Source organism: Paenibacillus sp. FSL R5-0345 (genome assembly GCF_000758585.1).
Classification (GTDB): domain Bacteria; phylum Bacillota; class Bacilli; order Paenibacillales; family Paenibacillaceae; genus Paenibacillus_AQ.
Genome location: NZ_CP009281.1, coordinates 2,572,951 through 2,595,633 on the forward strand (window position 1 = coordinate 2,572,951; position 22,683 = coordinate 2,595,633).

Annotated in this window: 17 protein-coding genes and 1 riboswitch; of the genes, 10 read left to right on the forward strand and 7 right to left on the reverse strand. The window is 43.2% G+C overall.

Going from position 1 to position 22,683, the window contains the following annotated elements:
- Positions 1–179: 179 nt before the first annotated feature.
- Positions 180–2,684: an excinuclease ABC subunit UvrA gene (gene uvrA / locus R50345_RS11025; protein ID WP_042126487.1), complete on the forward strand. Its 2,505-nt coding sequence runs from the start codon at positions 180–182 to the stop codon at positions 2,682–2,684.
- A 52-nt stretch (positions 2,685–2,736) separates the two neighbouring features.
- Here the strand turns inward: uvrA and R50345_RS11030 are convergent, their stop codons facing one another.
- The 3 genes from R50345_RS11030 to R50345_RS11040 form a co-directional block, all read right to left on the reverse strand.
- The gene (locus R50345_RS11030; RefSeq protein WP_042132077.1) at positions 2,737–3,306 is read right to left on the reverse strand and encodes a YdeI/OmpD-associated family protein; all 570 of its coding nucleotides are present in this window, start codon (positions 3,304–3,306) and stop codon (positions 2,737–2,739) included.
- Positions 3,307–3,357: 51 nt separating this feature from the next.
- Positions 3,358–3,873 (reverse strand): DinB family protein, encoded by a 516-nt coding sequence (locus R50345_RS11035; protein ID WP_042126489.1) that lies wholly within the window; start codon positions 3,871–3,873, stop codon positions 3,358–3,360.
- Between the two features lie 80 nt (positions 3,874–3,953).
- Positions 3,954–4,865: a helix-turn-helix transcriptional regulator gene (locus R50345_RS11040; protein WP_042126491.1), complete on the reverse strand. Its 912-nt coding sequence runs from the start codon at positions 4,863–4,865 to the stop codon at positions 3,954–3,956.
- Positions 4,866–5,083: 218 nt separating this feature from the next.
- Here R50345_RS11040 and R50345_RS11045 point away from each other — a divergent pair, with 218 nt between their 5' ends.
- The 4 genes from R50345_RS11045 to R50345_RS11060 are packed head-to-tail and all read left to right on the forward strand — an operon-like array spanning position 5,084 to position 7,998.
- Entirely contained in the window at positions 5,084–5,710 is a 627-nt protein-coding gene (locus R50345_RS11045) for a TetR/AcrR family transcriptional regulator (RefSeq protein WP_042126493.1), read from the forward strand.
- A gap of 1 nt (position 5,711) precedes the next feature.
- On the forward strand, positions 5,712–6,566 hold the full coding sequence (locus tag R50345_RS11050) for an ABC transporter ATP-binding protein (protein WP_042126495.1): 855 nt from the start codon (positions 5,712–5,714) through the stop codon (positions 6,564–6,566).
- Positions 6,563–7,276 carry a fluoroquinolone export ABC transporter permease subunit gene (locus R50345_RS11055; RefSeq protein ID WP_042126497.1) on the forward strand — a complete coding sequence of 238 codons (714 nt, stop codon included), beginning with the start codon at positions 6,563–6,565 and terminating at the stop codon, positions 7,274–7,276. Before R50345_RS11050 ends, R50345_RS11055 begins: the two co-directional genes overlap by 4 nt.
- A complete protein-coding gene (locus R50345_RS11060) occupies positions 7,273–7,998 on the forward strand; it encodes a hypothetical protein (RefSeq protein ID WP_042126500.1) in 726 nt (241 codons plus the stop codon). The genes R50345_RS11055 and R50345_RS11060 overlap by 4 nt, the downstream gene beginning before the upstream one ends.
- 1 nt (position 7,999) lies before the next feature.
- On the opposite strand, the gene R50345_RS11065 is transcribed toward R50345_RS11060, so the two are convergent.
- The 3 genes from R50345_RS11065 to R50345_RS11075 all read right to left on the reverse strand — a co-directional run bounded on the left by R50345_RS11065 (position 8,000) and on the right by R50345_RS11075 (position 12,331).
- Complete coding sequence (locus tag R50345_RS11065) at positions 8,000–9,169, reverse strand: KamA family radical SAM protein (protein ID WP_042126502.1); 1,170 nt, start codon at positions 9,167–9,169, stop codon at positions 8,000–8,002.
- Positions 9,170–9,306: 137 nt separating this feature from the next.
- A riboswitch (cyclic di-AMP (ydaO/yuaA leader) is annotated at positions 9,307–9,450 on the reverse strand.
- Between the two features lie 48 nt (positions 9,451–9,498).
- A complete protein-coding gene (locus tag R50345_RS11070) occupies positions 9,499–11,166 on the reverse strand; it encodes an AraC family transcriptional regulator (RefSeq protein ID WP_042126504.1) in 1,668 nt (555 codons plus the stop codon).
- Positions 11,167–11,305: 139 nt separating this feature from the next.
- Positions 11,306–12,331 carry an ABC transporter substrate-binding protein gene (locus R50345_RS11075; protein ID WP_042126506.1) on the reverse strand — a complete coding sequence of 342 codons (1,026 nt, stop codon included), beginning with the start codon at positions 12,329–12,331 and terminating at the stop codon, positions 11,306–11,308.
- 526 nt (positions 12,332–12,857) lie between these two features.
- On the opposite strand from R50345_RS11075, the gene R50345_RS11080 reads away from it, so the two are divergent.
- Entirely contained in the window at positions 12,858–13,520 is a 663-nt protein-coding gene (locus tag R50345_RS11080; RefSeq protein WP_042126508.1) for an HAD family hydrolase, read from the forward strand.
- 42 nt (positions 13,521–13,562) lie between these two features.
- Positions 13,563–14,765 carry a mannitol-1-phosphate 5-dehydrogenase gene (locus R50345_RS11085; RefSeq protein ID WP_042126510.1) on the forward strand — a complete coding sequence of 401 codons (1,203 nt, stop codon included), beginning with the start codon at positions 13,563–13,565 and terminating at the stop codon, positions 14,763–14,765.
- Between the two features lie 114 nt (positions 14,766–14,879).
- Here the strand turns inward: R50345_RS11085 and R50345_RS11090 are convergent, their stop codons facing one another.
- Positions 14,880–17,993, reverse strand: coding sequence for a beta-galactosidase, LacZ type (locus R50345_RS11090; protein WP_042126512.1), 3,114 nt, complete (start codon positions 17,991–17,993; stop codon positions 14,880–14,882).
- 116 nt (positions 17,994–18,109) lie between these two features.
- Between R50345_RS11090 and R50345_RS11095 the strand changes: the two genes are divergently transcribed.
- The 3 genes from R50345_RS11095 (at position 18,110) to R50345_RS11105 (ending at position 22,621) form a co-directional block, all read left to right on the forward strand.
- Positions 18,110–18,931, forward strand: coding sequence for an AraC family transcriptional regulator (locus tag R50345_RS11095; protein WP_042126514.1), 822 nt, complete (start codon positions 18,110–18,112; stop codon positions 18,929–18,931).
- Between the two features lie 208 nt (positions 18,932–19,139).
- Complete coding sequence (locus R50345_RS11100) at positions 19,140–20,045, forward strand: hypothetical protein (RefSeq protein WP_042126516.1); 906 nt, start codon at positions 19,140–19,142, stop codon at positions 20,043–20,045.
- A gap of 194 nt (positions 20,046–20,239) precedes the next feature.
- Positions 20,240–22,621 (forward strand): alpha-L-arabinofuranosidase C-terminal domain-containing protein, encoded by a 2,382-nt coding sequence (locus R50345_RS11105; RefSeq protein ID WP_042126518.1) that lies wholly within the window; start codon positions 20,240–20,242, stop codon positions 22,619–22,621.
- Positions 22,622–22,683 lie beyond the last annotated feature (62 nt).

A 22,683-nucleotide genomic window follows, 5' to 3' on the forward strand; every position in this document is an offset into this window, starting at 1 on the left:
TTGACAAAGAATAACGCCCCTTTTAAAATCTGTATATCTCGTCAATCGAGATATTCGATTATGAAGTTATTAGAAAGTATGTTATTTTACAAATACATTCTATCGAAATCAGTATGCTTTTGCAAAAAGAAAAGTAATACGGCAGTATTGTGATTGGATAAATTGAGAGGGGAATCGTTGTGAAAGAAGCTGTTGTTATTAAAGGTGCACGAGAGAACAATCTAAAGAATGTCTCGCTCACGATTCCAAAGTATAAGCTAGTTGTCCTGACGGGACCTTCGGGATCAGGAAAATCGACGTTAGCGATGGATACACTTCAGCGGGAATGCCAAAGACAGTATTTGGATTCTATGGGCATGACATCAGATACGATCAGCAAACCGAAGGTCGAGTCCATCGTTGGATTGTCCCCATCCATTAGTGTTGGACAGCATGTTACGAATCGTAATCCACGCTCGACAGTCGGGACTGTAACTGACATCTATACGTTTGTCCGGTTTATTTTTTCTAGATTAGGAGAGAGGGTTTGCCCTTCCTGCAGTGGTAGTATTCCACCTTCTTTTGAAGCGAGGGGGCTACTAATAGAGGAAGACGAGGAAATGGATGGCCAGTCGATGGGCTGTCTGCATTGTGGAGCTGAGCTTGAGAAACTGGGTATGTCACACTTTTCCTTCAATAAGCCGGAAGGGGCTTGTGAAGCTTGTGGTGGACTTGGGTCTGTGGCGACTATTAATGAAGCAGCGGTATTTAATCCTGAGCTTAGTATGAAAGAGGGGGGAGTAGCCTCTCTGAATGGCGTTCATCGGGATATACAGATGAGGATATTAGTAGCGGCGGGAAAACATTTTGGATTTGAGTTTGACCCGGATCTGCCGTTGAAGGACTATAGTGAGATACAGCGTGATTTGTTGTACTACGGCGTGGATAATGAGGCATTTAAACGTCATTTCCCTAATATTAAGCCAATCCAAGGAACTAAATTTGAAGGCGTTATACCGGGTTTGTGGCGGCGTTATAAGGAGAAGGAAGGGGAATCCGGTGGGCAGGAGAAAGGTGGAGGATTTTTTCATGAGCAGCAATGCCCGGAATGCCTTGGTGCTCGTCTGAAAAAAGAAGTTCGTCTAGTGCAAGTAGCTGGTGCTTCGATAACGGAAGTATCAGATTGGTCATTAAGCGATGTATATGAGTGGACGAAAGGGCTGGAGGCGGCTTTGCCTGCTGAAGGGCTTCATCTGCTAGAGCCGATCTTACATGATATGCCTACTAGACTAAAGCGGATTATCGATGTTGGTCTGGGTTATCTTTCGATGAACCGGCAGACAGTGTCTCTATCAGGTGGGGAAGCACAGCGGCTGCGTCTAGCATCACTGCTGGGTTCAGGGCTGACCGGTGTGTTATACATTCTGGATGAACCGACGACAGGTCTTCATCCTCGGGATACGGTTGGCCTTATTCGTGTGCTTCAGGAGCTGCGGGATCTGGGGAACACCGTGCTCGTTATTGAACATGATATTGAGATGATGCGTGCTGCGGATCATATTATTGATATGGGTCCGGGTGCTGGATTGCATGGTGGAACCGTTGTGGGTGAAGGTAGCTTGGAAGACTTGATGGCAAGTGAGCTTTCAGTTACTGGAGCTTATCTCAGAGAAGAGCGTCTTGAAGCTCCCGGACGCGTTCGCCGGAAAGGGAACGGAAGGCAGATCACCATCCGGCAGGCACAGTACCGGAACATTGATATTCCGGAAGTCTCCATCCCGCTGGGCTGTCTTGTATCGGTAACAGGGGTTTCGGGTTCAGGTAAATCTACACTTATATTTGATATCCTTGCACAAGGAAGTACTAAAGAACATGAGCAAACAGGCTGTAAGGAGATTACGGGTCTAGATGAGGTCGGAAACATGGTGATCTTTGACCAATCACCCATGGGTAGAATGCAGCGTTCGAATGTGGCGACCTATACCGACGTATTTACACATCTGCGTCAGTTATTTGCGGCTTTGCCGGAGGCGAAGAAAAGAAAACTGACCTCCAAACACTTCTCCTTTAATACACCGGGTGGACGGTGCGAAACCTGTCAGGGACTGGGTGTATTGTCCGTAGACATGAACTTTCTGCCTGATCTAGAAGTGAAGTGTCACGACTGCAAAGGCAGAAGGTTTACGGATGAGGTCTTGCAGGTGAAATATGATGGTTTCTCTATTTCAGATCTATTGGACATGTCTATACAGGAAAGCTTACCGGTCCTTAACTCGGAGGCCAAAATGGCCGGTATTATTGAGACGTTATGTGAGGTGGGTCTTGGGTACCTTAAATGGGGACAATCTGTCAAAACCTTATCAGGCGGCGAGGGACAACGGATCAGGCTGGCCAAAGAGCTGAGCAAACCATCTAAGAATCACACGCTGTATCTGCTCGACGAACCAACGACAGGTCTTCACCCGTCAGACATCAAGAAACTCCATACCTTATTGAGTAAATTGGTGGATACGGGAAATACGGTTGTTGTTGTGGAGCACAGCCTAGAGCTGGTTCGGGAGTCTGACTGGGTGATTGACATTGGCCCTGAAGGGGGGACAGTCGGAGGTAAGCTTGTAGCTGAAGGCACACCAGAGCAGGTCGCAGAAGTGCTGGAATCTTACACGGGGATATTCTTGAAACGAATTCTGGCTGAAGGGCTTTAATAAAAAAGGTGAGAACAGACAATGTTCTCACCTTTATTAATTTAAACGCATCTTAATAATCTAAAAGACGTCCATGATCATGCCATTGACCGAACATTTTATTATCTTTAGTATTTGTTATAAATTTATCTAATTTACTCTTAAATAATTCTGGTTGATGTTTATTGCTTTGTATTGTGTCGATACGGATTCTTCTATAAAGAGCTGGAAAGGCTAAGAAATTTTCGTATATTTGCTGTTCCTCTTTTAGCCTTTCTTCTATAACCTTATCGATTAAAAAAGAATCAGGGTCCATATCAGGAAGCACCCTTCTTCCTTCAGCCGTCATTAATCCTAGCTTTTCGAGGCGGCGGACGCGCTCTTTATTCAACTCTGTCCAAGAGCTTCGTTTGCTTCTGGGAGACAGCCGCTGCGCCAGCTCCGTTTCGGAAATTTTCTTTTTCACACCATCGATCCATCCAAAGCACAAACATTCCTCTACCACGTCTAAATATAGCAATGTTTCTGGGTTTAGCGTCATACTTGCGAGTACCCAACAAGATTTTTCAGTCATACAATTCTCCTGCAGCCAACCCCGTAAATCCGCTCTCGTTTTTACTAGAATTAGATTTTCTATCTCCATAATTAAAATACAATGTCCTTCCCAGGCGTGGAGCATATTGCCCATTAGTGATTAAATAGCTTCCGTAGGCACCTGATACCAAAATAAGGAGTAGTCATTCATGGTGGAAGCGTGACCTAACTGACGTAACATAGTAGATATATTACCTCTATGATAAGTCCCGTGATTGACGGCATGCAACACAATTTCTGATAGACGTGTTTGGCGGATTCCGGCGAATGGATTGTCAAGCAGAATGGTTTGCTCCAAATCGGATTGGTTTTGTAACCATTCTTTATATAGTTCCGATAGCTGGGTAAAGATATTAGCGTATTCATCCACAGAACTTAGAATGCGCATATTTAGCGGGATAGTTTTTTGAAAAGCCTCAGGCATACCAGTGCCTGTTAAAACAAGATACCACATCGTATCAACTGCATAGATATGACTAAGAGCATGAGCGATGGTGGGAAAAGAGTTGTTCACTTCTTGACTCAGCACAGAGGGAGAGAGTTCCCCGATTCTCCCTAAGATGGTATGGTTCGCCCAAGTGTTGTAATTAAACATTTCTACCGGATAATTGGTCATTCGAATAATCTCCTTTTGAGTTGTGATAGGTTATTTTGTAGCTGTTGTTAATATAAAAGAAGAAGTATGACAGCAGACTGTCATACTTCTTCATAAAGTTTCAGGGTATTTTGCAGCTGCTTTTTTAAGATACTTCGCAGTGCAAGAGGCTCTAGGACTTCGGCGCCGCTGCCGAAGCTTAGGAGAATTGACCAAAGCCAGCGGGCTTCCAATGGTCTATACACTGGAATGCGCATCGTCATACTTTCATCGGTATGGAATTCCTTATCCATTTGGTGAAACTGATCCAGCGCTTCTGCCAAAGCCTCGGGTCGCACCCGGATTACCACTTCCTCAACCTGATCTATCCTGTTTGAACAATCCACCTCGATGGGTACCTCATGTTGTGATTGAAAGGTATCTTGAGTCAGAATTAAATTCATCATTCGGGATAACCGGAACTCTCGATATTCCTGACGTGCCCGGCAATAACCATAGATGTACCAGTTGCTATATTTAAAATGAAGCTTTACTGGTTCTAAATCACGGGTTGTGCGTTCATTTTTTACATTGATGTAATCAAAACGGACGATCATTCGTTCCGTAATAGCCGTACGTAAAAGAGAAAGTGCGTCGGGATCCATACGGCGGGTCTCAAAGTCCACAGCTAGACTAGAAGTCTGTTGCTCCGTTCCAATCGTTTGCAACCGTTCAATGGTTCCTTGCGCATGCTCGTCTTCGAACACGGAAGAAAGGCTGTTCAGCACGGTAATCAGAGAAGTGACATCATAAGAACGGAGCAGGCTTTTATCCATTTTATATCCGTCCATGATGCCATATCCGCCTTTAGTTCCCTGATACGATACGACCGGGATACCGGCGGCACAAATGACATCGATATCTCTATAGATAGTTCTCTGGGATACTTGAAACTCTTCAGCCAGCTTGGAGGCAGATAAAACTTCGTGGTTCAACAGCTTGTAGATCATAGAGATCAATCGTTCCAATTTCATTTGTGCATTCCCACCCATTAGTCCTTTTCGTGTTACTGCATGATTATAGCATAGATTTTTTCATGCTAGTTTTGGGAGTGGGGATTATTGTAGTGACGTACTGGGGACAAATGTGTGAAGCTTACAGAAAATTAGATTGACAAAATATGGATTAAAGAGTTATCTTGTGAATATAAAATAAAATTATTCATAAAACCATCAAAAGCGAGATGACTTGTATGCCCAAGAAATTCACGGACCAAGAAAAAGAATGGATCAAACATAAATTGTTGACAGAAGGCCGCCGCTGTTTTGAAATACATGGCATTAAGAAAACAAGCGTTGAAGAATTAACGAAAGCTGCCGGGATTGCGCAAGGTTCGTTCTATATGTTTTTTGGATCGAAAGAGGAATTGTTCTATCACATATTGCTTGAAGAAGAACAACGAATTCGTAGTGCAATGTTCGATTCATTTAGCGTTGGCGTACCTGTTGGCAAGGAAGAGATCAGATTATTTTTACTGAAATCTTTCCGCATGATGGAAGAAAGTCCGATCGTACGTCAGATGTTCGTAAGGAGCGAAATGGAGCAGTTATTAAGAAAGTTACCAAATGAGTTGTTGGAGCAAAATTTTACAGAGGATAAAGACTTTTTTGTCCCTTTCATTAAATCCTGGCAGGCTGAAGGAATCATGGCTGGGATCGACCCGGAATTAATCGTGAGTATGATTCGCTCCATAGTCCTTCTGACTCTGCATAAGGAAGAGATTGGGGATGAACGATATCAGGCAACGATAGAGCTTTTGATCGGGGTTCTGGCTGAGGGGATGACTTCCTTGAAGAACAATAAGATTGGGGGAGCATGAAATGATCGAAGTGAAGGAGCTTCATTTTACTTACCCAAAAATAAAGGAACCAACCCTTAGTGGACTGAATTTTTCCATAACTCCAGGAGAAGTATTTGGCTTTCTCGGTCCTTCGGGAGCAGGTAAAAGCACAACACAAAAAATTCTAATAGGCGTCTTAAAGAATTATTTGGGTAGCGTTAAAGTAATGGGCAAAGAAATAAGAAATACCGGACCGGAGTATTTTGAGCAAATAGGGGTAGCTTTTGAGTTTCCAAATTTCTATTCGAAGTTTACTGCGCTGGAAAATTTGCAATTATTTCGGTCTTTGTATTCAGGGAGAACAGCGGAACCAGGATTTCTGTTAGAGCAAGTAAATCTCACAGAAGCGGCTAATCTGAAGGTCTCCCAGCTATCGAAGGGAATGAAGATGAGACTGAATTTCTGCAGAGCACTCTTAAATAACCCACAAATTCTATTTCTGGATGAACCCACTTCTGGGCTGGACCCCGTTAATGCTAAGAGAATGAAGGATTTAATTCTGGAAAAGAAGGCAACCGGAACAACAGTCATCATAACAACACACAATATGCAGGCCGCGGAGGAGCTCTGCGATAGAGTCGCTTTTATTGTAGACGGTCAAATTAAGTTGATTGATTCTCCTCGTGAGCTTAAGCTTCTAAATGGAAAAAAGCGAGTGCGGCTGGAATATCGCCTTCATAATGAAGTTAGAAATGAGGAATTCTCACTTGCTGATATAGGGGAGAACGAATATTTCTTAAAGCTTGTCCGTGAGCATCCAATAGAAACCATTCATTCGCTGGAGGCGTCTTTGGAACAAATATTCATTGACGTTACTGGGAGGCAGTTAACATGAGATTCAGATCTGCGTTTGCCTTTGACATCCGGTTTCAATGGCGGCATGGGTTTTATTGGATCTACATCATTATCTGTACGTTCTATCTGGTATTGCTACATCTTATTCCTAATCATTATCGGGAACAAACGATGCTGTTATTGACCTTTAGCGATCCTAGTGCCTTGGGGCTTATTCTGGCTGGTGGAATTGTGCTGCTGGAAAGAGACCAGGGTGTCCTTGATCCTTTATTCGTTACTCCGATTCGTGTTAGGGAATATTTACTTTCAAAAGCGGGCTCATTATCTGTACTTTCCCTCTTAGCCGCATGGGTTATTCATGCAGCAGCGAGTGGAGTTCCGCAATCCCCGATAGGATTTTCTATTGGAATCATTCTTACGTCAAGCTTTATGACGCTATTGTCGATTGGAGTAGTGGCTCGTTGCCAGACGATTAATGGTTTCATTTTACTCTCACAAGTATTCGTACTACCTTTCATACTGCCGTTACTTGGTTTTTTTAAGATATGGAACTCCAATGTTTTTCTATTATTACCTACAGAAGGAACACTTCGCTTGTTGAGTTCGGAAACCTCAGCTATGTCACTTGCCAATTACATGTACTCCATATCGATATTACTGCTCTGGAATGTTGTGATATATGTCTGGGCAAAAAGGTCCTTCGAGCAACATGTAATGATGCGCATAGGCAAGGGAGGAGTCAAGAGATGAAGAAGTATCATACGCTTTTTCTAAGCGATATCCGTCATGCTGGGTTGGACCCGGTGCTTATGGTCGGCATCTTTGCTCCTTTAGCACTTTTAGTCGTCTCAAGATTTGGATTTCCAATAGCGGCAGAGTGGCTTACAAACGGTTATGCTTTCGATTTAAATGAATACAGTAGCTTTGCTGCGATTTTTTTAGTAATGACCTTTCCCATGCTGACCGGTATGATGACAGGTCTTTTAATGCTTGATGAACGTGATGAGAACATCATCTCTTATTACGCGGTTACGCCATTAATGCGTAAGGGGTACATGGTGTATCGTCTAGTTCTTCCATCTGTACTTTGTACACTTCTATCACTGGTGTATTTTATAGTTTCAGGCTTATCTAACTTCCAATTGGAGCATATATACATTCTTTTATTATTAGCAATTGAAGCCCCTTGCTTTGCTTTATTTCTTGCTTCTTTTGCTGCAAATAAGGTAGAAGGCTTAGCTTTATCTAAGATAGGTGGTTTGTTTATAGCAGGGCCAATCGTAGCGTATTTTATTCCATCACCATGGCAATTTGCAGGTGCGTGGATTCCTACGTATTGGCCTGCTAAGTTGTTTTTTGCTATAGAAGATGCTAGTGGTTTTAGTATGATTGCATGCTTTATGGTGGGGCTTATATTTCATTTGAGTCTTCTGAGTATTTTGGTCAGGATTTTTATTAAAAGAATCGATTGAATTATTTACAAATCAGATCCGCAGTCTTGTTTGATAACTCATTAACAGAAATAATAGCATCATTCTTTTTCACAGGAGGGGTCCAATATTCCTCATTTCCGGGCAGGTCATCAAACCATTCTGCATCCTTAGGGCAATCTAGAATCATGAACTTTCCGTATTCCTGATCTCTGGATTGATGATATTTAAGATAGGCTTTTCCGTTATCAATGGCGAGAATTTCTATCTTTCCGGAGGTGTGTGACATGGATAGGCGTACTCTTTTGCCAAGTCCTGAGGTTCTGGCTTTGGCTTCTTCTACAATTTGATAGACTTGCTCAAGAGGTAATACAAAATCTCGATTTCCGGCAACGGGACGATTCACGAAGAAGTAGTAAGGTGTTACGCCAGCCCATGAGAGTCGGTCTAGCAATTCTCCCAATATAACGGGATCATCATTGATGCCTTTAAGGACGGGGGTCTGATTTACGACAATTGCCCCAGCGTTGTGGAGGGCTTTAAATGCTTTTTTGGCTTCAGGTGTGATTTCACGAGGATGATTGATATGCGCCATAACATAAATTCGCTTGTCTTCGGTAGAGTAAGTACGAATCAGCTCCAACAGCTCTTCGTCTTCAGAGATCCGCATCGGATTAAATACGGGAATCTTCGAACCTAATCTGATAATCTTGACATGCTCAATGCTTCTTAAGTTTTCAATAATGGATCTTAGCTTTGGTGTGGAGAGAATTAAACTGTCACCGCCCGTAAGAAGAACGTTGTTAATCTCAGGGTGGTTTGCAATATACTCCAGTCCCGGAGAGACATCAGACATCGCTTCTTTCACGTCATTTCGGAACAGGCGTTTACGGAAGCAGTAACGGCAATAGGCTCCGCAGACCTCGGATACAATCAGTAATGCTGTTGTTTTATACTTGTGCTGACAACCCGGCACCACATAATTCGTGTCTTCATCCGAAGCATCCCAACGTCCATATTCCAGCAGTTCACCTTCGTTAGGGATAACCAGTTTACGAATGGGATCATCTGGATCGTCCCAGTTGATCAAAGACAGATAGTAGTCATTCACACGAAAAACAAATTTGTCCGTGATTTCTTTCAAGTTCTCTTTTTCCAGATCAGACAACATAGCAATTTTGTTAATATCCGTGATGTACTTTACCTTTTGCACTTACATCTCTCCTTTGTCCCTTTGTGTGAGAAAAGAGGAAGCCTTAGTGTCAAAGGCCAATCTACTGCCAGCAGGGTCCAAAAAAACACAAAAAGAGACCCTTAGCAAGGGTCTCTGGTTATGTAAATAACATGAAAAGCAGACCCATCCACTGCTGACGAGGTTAGCTGACGGACTCGGGTAAGATGGTACCCTACATTCTAATGCTCAATGATTCGCCCCAATTAACTGGTTCCCCCGCTTTTCAACTGTAAAAGTTGGAAATTAAGCGTAGGTAAAGTATACCCCATGAAGTTTTGAAAAGTCAAAAGAGAATCCTAGATTCACCTTCAATTACTAGGGGGGCTTCCACCGAGCAGTTTAGGTAGCAGCGTTAGCAGCTTCTCCCGAGTTAACGCATCACTAGAGTTCCATTTGCTTCCGTCGAGCAGATAAACATGTCCCTGACGTACTGCTGGAATACTTTTCCAAAGTGAACTGTCTAGTAGTCGCTCCATAGCAGCCCTTGAGTCTGGACGCTCAGGAATGAGCATGAAGATATGATCTCCAGTATAGGCAGGCAATCGCGCTGGATCAACTTCAGCGAACCCTAATTCTTCATCCAGTATGGCTTGAATCTCCTCTGTCGGTTGTAGACCACATGGAGCATAAAGCGCTGTGGAGAATCCGGACATTCCCATAGCATACAGATGATTTCCGTGGTCATAGACCAAAGCAGAGGCAGTCTCTCCGGCTTGGAGACTGGTCTCGTAAAGATGCTGCCACATAGCAGCATTTTTGATTGTAAATGACTCCAGCCACGCTTCGGCTTCGCGTTGTTTACCGAGCCAGCTGCCTAGTGTTCGCATTCGACTTTCGAGTGGTGCAAAGGAATCAAAGGTGAGTGTCGGGGCGATGCCGGAAACGGTTCTATAGGCTCTTTCATCACTATTGGCCAAAATAATCAAATCTGGATTAAGTGAAGCGGTCAGCTGCGGGTCCAGCGGAAAACCAACATTGGCGAGCTTTTTAAGCCGATGTTTATAGACGCTGTTCCGCACGAATGCTTCATCTCCTCCGATGGGCTTCACGCCTAGTGCGAGAAGGTCGCCAAGTGTCTCTCCATGATAGACAATGCGTCTCGCTTGCTCTGGAATCTCCACTTCATGGCCTGTCCAATCTTTGACGGTAAGCTTACGACCTCGCTGATGCGCATATTGTCCGGGGGTAACTCCGGTTTTTTGCCGAAAGCGGCGGCTGAAATAATATTCATCGGAGAAGCCTACCAGTCTGGCGATTTCACGCAGCGGTTCCGTCGATTCCTGCAGGAAGCGCTTGGAATGACTAATGCGCAGATCGGTCAGGTACTCAAGTGGCTTTTTGCCGGTAAGCTGTTGAAAGATCGGTGTATACTGCCAGAACGATATCCCCGCAAGCTCAGCCAACTGCTTCACGCTGATGCTCTCTGTATAATGCTCCTCTATGAATTGTATAGTCATTTCTACGGATTCTGTGGGACTTGGTAGATGCTTGGAAGGATAATTATGCTCAAAAAATAGCAGCATCAATTCCTGGAATTTCAATTGTCGCTTGAATTGCTGCACATCATCGAAGCTATTCTTGTTCATAAGCAAATCTTCCACAAGACGGATTACCTTAGTGAACGGGTGGACAATTAATTCGCGTCTGCCTGAAAGTAGTTCGCCAGAATAACGTTCTGGATGCTCTTTTGTATAAATTGCTGAAAAGGTGATGAGATAATAATACATGGTCATTTCCTGATTGCTCGTACAATAGGAGATTCCGGGAGCTAGTAGATAACATTTATCTGTACTCAGCGTCACGCTCTGATCATCGAGGTTCAGTTGCCCGTTCCCCCCGGTAAATACGAGAAGGGTGTAGTCATGAGTTGTACGTGATACAGGGCTTGAATCGGCAGCTTGAAGTATCAGTTCGGCATCAATCAGCTGAAACAGCAGGGAGTGGAGCGGGGGGCAGGACGATGATGTTTGCAGCATAGGTTCAGCCTCCGTTCTTTTAGTGAGAATGATTATCAATGAACTTATTGTATATAAAACAAAGAAGCATATCAACAGCTGTTGATATGCTTCTTAAAGTTTTCTATCAGCCGTGTGCTAAACACTCGATCATGGAGGGTTATTTCATATTCAATAGCTGAGGAATCTCGCCGAGCAGCCATTCTCTTGTTGTTGCATCACTGGAGGTCTTCATGATGTCCTGCGTATAGACATATCCGTTCTTAACGGCAGGAAGGCTCTTCCAAATAGGGCTCTTTAATAGATTTTCTGTGGATTGTTTTGCTTCATCCGCAACTGGAGTCAAGATGAATATCCGGTCTCCGGCATATTCTTTAAGCACTTCCATAGATACTTCCTGGAAGCCTTTACCTTCATCGAGTATCTTCTGAATAGCTGGAGTTGCCTTGAAGCCATTCTCCCCATAGAGTACCTGTGAAAGTCCAGTCGCCGCCATTATAAACAGTCTGTCTCCCGGATAATAAGTGAAGACCGAAGCTGTCTCACCTTCTTGCATACCAGCGGACTTCAATTGTTTCCACATAGCTTCTTCAGCGGTTTTATATTGAGCTAGCCATGCTTCTGCTTCTGTTGTTTTACCAAGAATTCCACCAATGTCCAGCATACGTTCTTGTAATGGGGCAAAGGTATCAAAAATGATTGTAGGTGCGATTTTGGACAGCTGCTCAAAATCAGCTTCGTCTGTGCCCGCATAGATAATTAGGTCAGGTTGAAGCTCTAATGTTTTCTCCAGATTGATAGGGAAGCCTACATCCTCGACACCTTGTAACTGATCTTCAAAGACCTGGCCTTCACCCATGGATAGAGGATACCCTACCGCTTGCACGCCGAGAGCGAGCAAATCGCCATATGTTTCTCCAGAGTAGATTATTCGCTGTGGTTTCACAGGGATTTCTACAGTATGTCCTATGTAATCCGTGTAGGAGCGGGTAGTCGCTGCGGATTCATTCGTACTGCTGTCGGAGGGCTCCGTTGAAGGTGCCGTGCTCGCAGCAGAAGAATTTCCAGTTGCGTTGGTCGTACTATTACCAGAAGATGATTCCTTTGAGTTTCCGCATGCTAGCAGCAATGTACTCATCAAAAAGAGTACGCATAACACTGCGAAGGACTGTCTTGCCTTGTTCATTTTTTATTGCCTCCCTAAAATATATAACGATTACCAATAATGATAATCATTCTCGATTGAATTCATCATAATTTATAGACTCTTTTTACTCAATGGACAAAACATAATTCAGTCATTAGATTTGTACAATCATGCAAAAAGGTGGTGTTTAAAATTTTTTTTGAATTATTTTCAGATGATTGGAAAAATACTCTAAATACCGGGAATGAGAGAAGAAGGGAGGGCTTGTCTTCATGACAAACATGGAAGGAGAAATCCCTTGAAGCACATAGGATTGTGGTGTTTTTTTGAATCTGATTACTGTTATAGATTAAGTCATTTATGTGATCAAAAAATTCAGGATTGTCCTCATTGATTGTAATCGTTATCATACCGTGGCATGTTATCTACCGCCCTTGACGTCAGTGGAAAGCCTTTGTTATGGTTTTTATAGTCAAACGCAAGCTGAAATGACAATTTGTAGAATTTATAGACGGTTTTGCGTAAGATATTCTAACCAAACATAATACGAGGGAGATGGTTGATTGTGATCAAAGGCATTATTTTTGATTTTGACGGAACGATTATCGACACGGAGACTGCTTGGTACACCGCTTTTAACGAGGCTTATGCTGAATATGGAGTGGATTTGACGCTTGAACAGTACTCCACCTGCATTGGCACAAGCTTAAACAGCTTTAATCCTTATGAGTACTTGATGACTGATCTTAAGCTTGCCATTGATAAAGAGGCTTTCAGTAAGGCTGTTAAACAGAGACATAGCAAACTTATGGAATTGGAAACGATTCGGCCAGGTATACAGCATTATCTGGATTCTGCCAAAAAAGCTGGACTACGCATAGGGCTGGCCTCAAGCTCTTCACTGGAATGGGTGGAGAAATACTTGAATCAATTGGGCATACGCGATTATTTCGAATGTATTCGGACGGCCGATCATGTGGCAAAAGTGAAACCAGATCCAGAGCTATATAACCAAACATTAGCTTGTCTTGGAATCACCTCTAATGAGGCAGTTGCCATTGAGGATTCACCGAATGGTTCTAAGGCAGCGGCAGCAGCTGGTATCCGTTGTATTGTGACTCCTAATGAGATTACCAATTTCCTTGAATTCGATAAACAACATCACAAAATAGATAATCTAAGTCTTCTTGATTTTGACCATGTAATTACTCAGCGTTGCTTCGTATAGAGAAACTGAGAAACAGAGTTAAAATTAAAGGGGGATACCAAATTGAGAGCCGTACATTTTGGAGCGGGCAATATTGGCAGAGGTTTTATTGGACCTATGTTGTCGGACTCCGGTTACAATGTTTGTTTCGTCGGAAGGAATAAGAGCAAGATTGCGCAGTTGCAAAATCGCGGACAATATCCCGTTACCTTGGCTAACAAGGATCGGGACAGCTTTATCGTTGATAATGTTACTGCGATCAATCTGAATGATACTGAGGACGTTACTAAAGCTATAGCAGAGGCTGAGATAGTAACCACTGCAGTTGGAATATCCGCTTTAAAAGATATTGCTGGTACTATCGCGCAGGGAATCGAACGAAGACTTATCAATCACAGGAACCTCAAACCTCTCCATATCATTGCTTGTGAGAACGGTATTGGAAGCAGTCAAAAGTTAAAGAAATCTGTATATCGGCATATGAAGCAATCCTTCAAGGAGCTTGCGGACCGCAATGTCGCTTTTCCAAATGCGATGGTTGATCGGATCGTGCCTGTGCAGAAAAATACAGATTCGCTTGAAATCCTCGTTGAACCCTTCAGTGAGTGGGTGATTCCGCGCAGTGGAATGATTGGTAATTACAACGAAATTAAAGGTGTCCATTATGTGGATTCGCTGGCACCATACCTCGAACGGAAGCTATATACTGTGAATACAGGCCATTGCAGTGCAGCCTATTTCGGATATCTGGAAGGTTATACTAGCATTCAGGAAGCGATGTCTGATCCCGCAATCAGAGCTCGTGTTCGTGGGGTACTCCAGGAAACAGGGACCTTACTGGTACATTTGTATGGCTTCGAGCCCTTAGAACATGCAAGGTATATAGAAAAGATGATGGAACGATTCACTAACCCCAACTTTAACGATAAAATCACACGTGTCGCCCGATCCCCGCTTCGTAAGCTTTCACCTAATGATCGACTGATAAAACCAGCAATGCTTGCCCATGAACTTGGCTTTGAGACTTCACACCTTGTTTTAGCTATAGCTTCAGCGCTTTATTTTGATTATGAAAAAGATCCAGAAGCCGTAGAGCTTCAAGCAGACATCCGAAATCTTGGACTCAGTGAAGTCATTGCGACGCATTTAAAAATCCCCACGGAGCATCCGCTTCATGGTCGTATTATTTTAGAGTACAACACCATGTGTATAAAATATCCCCATTCGAATGGCCAAACCGTCAATTGCAAAACCCCATACTTTTAATATAAATCAGGCGTGACCTCCGGAATTCAGGCAAGAGTAGTGGCGAAATAATAGGAATAAAGGCCGTCACTGATTGGTTTTTTCCAAACAGGACGGCCTTTTCATGTCGTTACTTTAGAGCAAAGTTAAGGTGAAACGGAAAGCATATGGTCGATTAGCCAGCAGAGTGAACTCTTCGTGGGTTGGTGCACCCCAGCTGTCGTCACCCCCAACTCCCATTTGCTTGTAATTGACTCTCAGTACGGTTTTGTTCGAGACTGGCAATTTATATACGTGATCATGTGCTTCCAGTTCCTCGGGTTTCCAAGGCAGAGCATTAATCTCCATAGGGATTGCACTATCAAAATAAAGTCCTGATCTGTCGTTGCCATCTGAAATCGAAGCAAATCTGACATCTGTCTTATTGCCACACTCTTGCGGTCTGAGATAAGGGATGAACTGATCACTGACTTTACCCGTATAGCGGCCAAGTGGTGCTCCGGTCTGTCTGTCCCAATAATTCTCATGGGGTCCACGGCCGTACCATGAAAGGGTATCGAGTCTTCCATCCAGCACGAACATCATTCCGAACTCAGGAATTTCTGGAAGATCGCTACTACCCGGATTCAGTTCTTGCAGAATCTCTAATGACCCGTCAGGGCGAATCTCATACTGAACAAGGAGAGTGGAATACGGATTCGTTGGCAAAAGGTAAGTGGTGGCGACGAAACATAGATTTCCTTCGGTTCTATAGGTCATGTTTACTAGGTTCCGTTCATTAGAGGCTTGCTTCCACACTGCACAACGCTTTGGCAATCCATTGCCAAGATCATTATCTGTGACCGCTCTCCAGAAGTTAGGTCTTACAGGCTCAAGCAGATATTCTTTACCGGAAGCATAGTATGAGCATAACTCACCAGTTGTCGTATTAAAGGTCAGAGTGAAATTTCCACCCTGTACGGTCAATGCACCTTCAAGTTCCTGCACATGTAACGTTCCATCCGTTGTCTTTGGAGCCTTTATCACGATACGCGGGGATAGAATAAACTGTTCCCAAGCGATTTCGTGGTTAGCATCAGCCCAAGAAGTTTCTGAACGCTGAATAAAGGAGAGATTCAGAATAGCTTCATGATCACCTCTATGTGAAATCAGTTCATAAGGGATAGTGCATTCAACGATTTCTCCTGGTGCAGCAGAGATTTGCAGCAAACCTTCTTGCGCAGTTACTCCGTCTAAAGCAACTTCCCATTTAAGTTCGTACTGTTCAATGTCGGTAAATAAAAAGTTATTACGAATCTGAAAGAGACCTTCACGGATATTTAAAGCCGTTACTTTAATGTTTTGATAGCATTTTTTGACCTCAAATAGCTTTGGAGTAACCGAACGATCGGCAAAAAGTAATCCGTTTCCGCTAAAGTTTCCATCATGTGGCGACTCACCAAAGTCACCGCCATATGCTAAATATGGGACACCTTCGGATGTTTTAGTTCGGATAGCCTGATCCACCCAATCCCAAATAAAAGCACCTTGAAATACATCGTACTTGTCAAACATATCGGTGTATAGGTGTAGTCCACCGCAAGAATTCCCCATTGCATGACTGTATTCGCAGATGATATAAGGCTTCTGAGGATGGCCAAGCGCATATTTTTCAACATCGTACGGTTTAGCATACATAGTCGACTCTATATCACTAGCTGCTTCCGACTCTCTGCAATGGAAGATCCCTTCATAATGAACAGGTCGTGTTGGGTCAGCTTCTCTGAGATAGTCATGCATGGCGATGAAATTATCGCCGCCGTAGGACTCATTCCCCAGTGACCAGATGATAACCGAAGGATGGTTCTTGTCTCTTTGCATCATGGAGTTGCAACGGTCAATGACATTGGCCCGCCATTCCGGTTTACTTGCAGGTACATTTCCCTCATGTATTCCTTGTTGCCCATATTGCCAAGTGCCGTGCGTTTCCAGATTAGTTTCATCGATAACATAAAGTCCGTATTCATCACAAAGCTCATACCAAACAGACTGATTCGGGTAGTGAGAGGTCCGAACCGCATTAATATTATGTGTTTTCATCAGTTTGATATCTCGGATCATGTCATCTTTGGATAGCGCACGTCCTGTGTCACAAGAGAACTCGTGCCGGTTAACGCCTTTAAGTACAATTCTTTTGCCGTTGATCTTCATAAGTCCGTCTTTGATCTCAAAGGTGCGGAATCCGACCTTACAGCTGACGGTTTCAGTAGTGTTTCCGTTATTGTCAATCATGGAGAGAGCTAATGTATACAGATACGGTGTCTCAGCACTCCACTTATATGGATCTTCTACATGCTCAGAAAGCTTGAAATGCTGAATACCCTCTTGATCAAAGGAAGTAACTGCAGATACTGGAGCCTCCCATACAGGCTGATCTTCTTTATTGTATAGCTGCATTTGGAGTGTATAAGGGTTTAGCTTCTGATTAAAGTAATTTTCCACTTTGATATCTACGTTTAAATTCGCATGTACGAAATCTTCGTCTAACACGGTATTAACGAAAAAATCGGCAACATGAACAGAAGGGGCGGTGTACAGATAGACCTCCCGAAAAATACCGCTAAGCCGCCAAAAATCTTGATCCTCCAGCCAACTGGCATCACACCAACGATAGACCTCGACAGCTAGTTTATTATCACCGGCAATTAAATAAGGGGTAATATCGAATTCCGAAGGTGTAAAGGTGTCTTCACAGTAACCGACCCGTTCTCCGTTTACCCATACATAGAAAGCGGATTCAACCCCCTGAAAGCTAAGGTATACAGGTTGACCGTTCCAGGATTCAGGTACAGTAAAGGTTCGTATGTACGAGCCTACTGGATTATATTTTGTCGGAGCAAAAGGTGGCTTGAGATCAGGTTCCGATTCTGCCCATGGATATCGCACATTCGTATATTGCGGGTAATCATAGCCCTGGAATTGCCAGTGAGAGGGTACAGGAATCGTAGCCCAAGTACTGCAATCGAAATCTGCTTTATAGAAATCTACGACCCGTTGATCCGGTGTTTCGGAAAAGGAGAACTTCCAAATACCATTTAGCGTTTTGTAATATGGCGAGGCTTCTTTATCCCCCGCCAAGGCTTGCGATAAATGGCTATAAGAAATCATGGAAGCATGGGCATCCAATCGATTTAGTTCAAAAATTTCCGGATTATTATTCCATTCTGGATAACCGTTTGCAGGAGGCTGATAAACAAATTTTGCTCGCATGAGTAAAACTCCTTTATAATAGTGATGTTATTATATTCATATTATAAATTGGAGTAATGTTAAGAGATATAAAAGATTTTTCATCAGATATAACAAAATATGAAACGAGTGATTAAATGGATAGCAAAATAATCTTTTGCCAAACGGAAGATACGATTATGCTGCCGCTGTATGCTACAACCATTGGATTTTGGGAGCATCAGGCAGAAACCCTACGCCCCACCGGATTTCCAGATTATCAATTGCATCAGATCCACGAAGGAAAAGGTGAGCTTGTCATTCAGGAGAAACGATATATTGTGGGCGAAGGGGATGTCTTCTTTTTGTTTCCGAATATTACACATTCGTATGCGCCAATCAGCAGTAAGTGGAAGCTGTCATGGATTTCATTCAATGGTAGAGAAGCTGGACAAATGCTGTTGTACGCAGGAATCCGTGAATCAGGACCAGCAAGATTGAAGGAGGATAGGTGGCTAAATCCTTTAAAGGAAATGCTCCACTTGCCAGATAGTAATGAACTGGAAACGAATCTGGAACGATCCAAACAACTTTATGCGCTGCTGCTAGATTTAAAAAGAAACCTAGTCTCTCCTCTAAATGAGGCTCTTGAATTGGAGCGAATTAAACCTGTGCTTCATCATATAGAAAGCAATTTACATAGGACGCTCCCATTAAAGGAGCTTGCGGAGGTAATCGCGGTATCGCCACAGTATTTATGCAGGCTTTTTCAAAAAACAATCCATGATCGACCTGTAACCTATATCAACAAACAACGTATAAACTTGAGTAAACAACTAATGTTCAATGAACGAGATAAAAAAATGTATGAAATTGCTCAGTTAGTAGGCTTCGAAAATGCCAGCTACTTTTGTTTAGTGTTTAAGCGGTTGACTGGAATGAGTCCAGAGCAATTTAAACAGCTGCATGGTTTGGACTAGAGCCAATAGAGAATGCCTCTAAGCCCTATGCTAAACGCTTACTTGTTAGCGTCTAGCACTCCATGATATAGTTTAATTGAGTTCATATGTTGTTTATTTCACGAATTCTATCATTCTTTTGTATAATTAGTATGTTTACCTGAATTCCATACATAGAACCAAATTCACGATCAGATATCCAGTTGAGCATCAGGAAGGAGTCATCAATTTGAATGAGAAGTTAAAAGAGGCTTACGAACGTTTGGACTTGCCTGAAGACATTACCCGGGAGGAACTGAATAAAAAGTTTGATTTGCTCTTAAAACGCCGTAAATCAAATTCCTCAGAGACTGAGGCTGCAGCCTATGAAGAAGAGTTTCTAGCTTTCAAAACAATCTTAGACGGCTTGGATCAGAAGGAAATTCAGGAGGCAGAGGACAAGCGGCTAGAGAAATGGGGAGCCTTTTCCGGCATAGCGCGTAAATCAGAGAATTTCTTTAGGCTATACAAAGTCCATACTTTTGTATCTATCATCGTGCTGTTGGTACTAATCTTTGGAGGCAATGCACTCTATAATCAATATCAAGCTAAAAAATATGAAGCTTCACTCCCGCCAGTGGATGTAACTATCATGTTCCTAGGAAACTATGAATCCCAAGATCCATCAGGTAAGGATGAAGAGCTTAAACAAGAGATTGTCAATCGTTATCCAGCTTGGAAGCGGGTAAAGACGGAAGTCGTATACCTTCCCTCAACAGGTGGTGAGGGTGGAGGCGCGTTAGACATGACTTATATCCAGCGCGCGATGGCGATGCTGGCGGCGGATCGTCCGAATATTCTTATTTTGGATGATGCTACTTTTGATTGGATTGGGCAGCAACAAGGACTTAAGAATCTGGAGCCGTTCGTAAAATCAGCTGGACTACCTTTAGATGATATTCGTTTGAAACGTATTAAAAATACGGAGAACGGTGAAGAGTGGATCACTGGCGTAGATATTACAGATACGAAGTTTGCTACAGACCTTCCTATTCATTCTCGGAAGATGATCATAGGGGTGTTTGGAGAAGGTGAAGATAAGAACAAATCAACTGACTTTGTCGAGTTCTTAGTAGGGCAAATGACTGCCAAATAAATAAGAGTATTAATGGACCTGTGTTATAAAAGGCTGATGTTGTATGGATTTTCATACAATATCGGCCTTTTTGTTATTCATTCAAAGCATCTGAATTGACGAATGTGAAGTAAACTCACTATAATGATTTATATAGATATGAACTAAGTAATATAAATATAAATTAAATTAATTTGACAAGGAGTGATGAACTAATGAAGACGGAAGGAACTCTGACAATACATACACAGCAGCGTGGTGCAGCATTAGGTGATTTATTCGGGATCTTCTTCGAGGATTTAAATCATGCGGCAGATGGTGGGCTTTATGCTGAGCTGGTTCAGAACCGATCTTTTGAATTTGATCCGATTGATCGGGCGGATTATCATGCGTTAATGGCTTGGGAGCCTGTAGGTCGTGGAGGTGGGAGGGCCGTCATCACGGTGGAGGATAGCAATCCCTTGAATGATCGTAATCCACATTATGTAGCTATTGATATTGTGGCTGAAGGTGACGGCGTTGGGCTGATGAATCTTGGATTCAATAGTGGCATTCCTGTAAAAGAAGGTGAGAATTATAAGTTCTCGGTGTATGCTCGCCGGGAAACAAGCTTTGATATGCCACTTACCATAACCATTGAAAGTATAAATGGCACTATTTATGGTGAAGCGAAAATAGCCGTGAATAACTACGAATGGACTCGATACGAAGCAGTTATTAAGGCTAATGCTACGGATACTAGCTCACGTCTTGTAATCGTTACCAAAGGGAGCGGCAAGGTATATCTGGACATGGTTTCTCTGTTTCCAGAGAAGACCTTTATGAACAGACCTGGGGGCATGCGTGAAGACATTTCACGATTACTCGCCGATTTAAAGCCTAAATTCATGCGGTTTCCGGGAGGCTGTCTGGTGCATGACGGTTCCTTGAATCCAGACGACAGAGATTCCATGTACAGATGGAAAAATACAATCGGGGATGTGGCACAAAGGCCGGCAAGGCGGAATAACTGGTCCTATAATCAGACGCTTGGGTTAGGTTATTTTGAATATTTTCAGTTCTGTGAGGATATTGGAGCCAAGCCGATTCCCGTTATTCCGGGCGGCTACGATCCACATCATAAACGTATGGTGCCGCTGGACGAATTAACGCCCTGGGTAGAGGATGCACTGGATTTGATCGAATTTGCAAATGGGGATTTATCAACGGAATGGGGAAGTATACGTGCGGAGCTTGGTCACCCGGAACCTTTTGGATTAGAGTATATCGGCATCGGCAATGAAGAGGTAGGCGCACCCTTTTTCGAGCGATATCCTTACTTTCATCAAGCCATTAAAGAGAAATATCCGCAAATCAAGGTCATTAATTCGAGCGGTCCATTCTCAGCAGGTAAGGAATATGATCGGGGCTGGACATCGGCAAAAGAGAATAAGTCTGATTTTGTAGACGAGCACTATTACTGTACACCAGAATGGTTCCTGGCGAATCATCACCGTTATGATGACTTTAAGGCTGATGAACCGAAAGTGTTCTTAGGCGAATATGCTTCATGGGGCAATACGTATTACAACGCGCTGGTGGAAGCGGCTTTTATGACGGGGCTTCAGAATAATGCGCATGCGGTTGGCTTGGCATGTTATGCGCCTATGCTCTGCAATGTGGATTATATCAACTGGAAGCCGGATCTAATCTGGTTTAATAATCATGAGGTGTATGGAACTGCGAACTACTATGTTCAAAAGCTATTCATGAACCATCAAGGAGATCAGCTACTCGAGATAGAAGCGAACGACTTCACAGCACCCGAGGAACGTACAGTTGAAGCGATCACTGGGGCGATTAGCTTGGGCGTGGATGCATCCGCTGCCCGGTTCTCCGAGATCACTTTGGTTAACAATGTTACTGGAGAAGTGAAGTCGTATTCTGATCTGTCAGAAGAGATATCAAATCTCCCGGACCCTGCTCAGAACGGAACGACCAAACGAATATTAGACCTTGGTGAGGCTGGGTGGGATAGCTATACCTTGAATATCAAGGCTACTAGAACTGCAGGGAATAAAGGGTTTGTGTTCTATTTTGGCAAAGCGGATGATCAGAATCATTTGTATTGGGAACTAGGCGGCTGGCAGAATCAGGATTCCATAGTGGCTTCTATCATTAACGGGAGAAACTCAGTTCTGACGCATTCGATGTTTTCGGTTGAAACAGACGTAGAATACGATCTGAAGCTAGAAGTATCAGGCAGACATATTCGTACTTACATTAACGGAGAGCTAATCAATGAAACAGAGGACAAACCTCCGGTCATCGAACCGCTGTATTATACAGCAAGTGTGGAGGATGCCACAGGGGATATCATTCTTAAGACAGTGAACGTACAAGAGAACAGCGTTTCTGCTGACATTGTATTTGAAGGGCTGGCAACAAAGGACTTGTCCGTCGAGGTGTATGAACTGTCGGGCTACCAGCTTGAGGACGAAAATAACTTCGAGAATAAGGAGCTTGTCTCCCCTAAGCAATCTATTTTCACAACAGTGGGAAGCACCTTTTCTTATGAGTTTCCAAAGCAATCCGTAACGATTTTTAGAATAAAATAAAACTACAAACGCCCCTCTGAATCTTTAGTGTTACATAGATTCAAGGGGCGTTTATGTGCGCT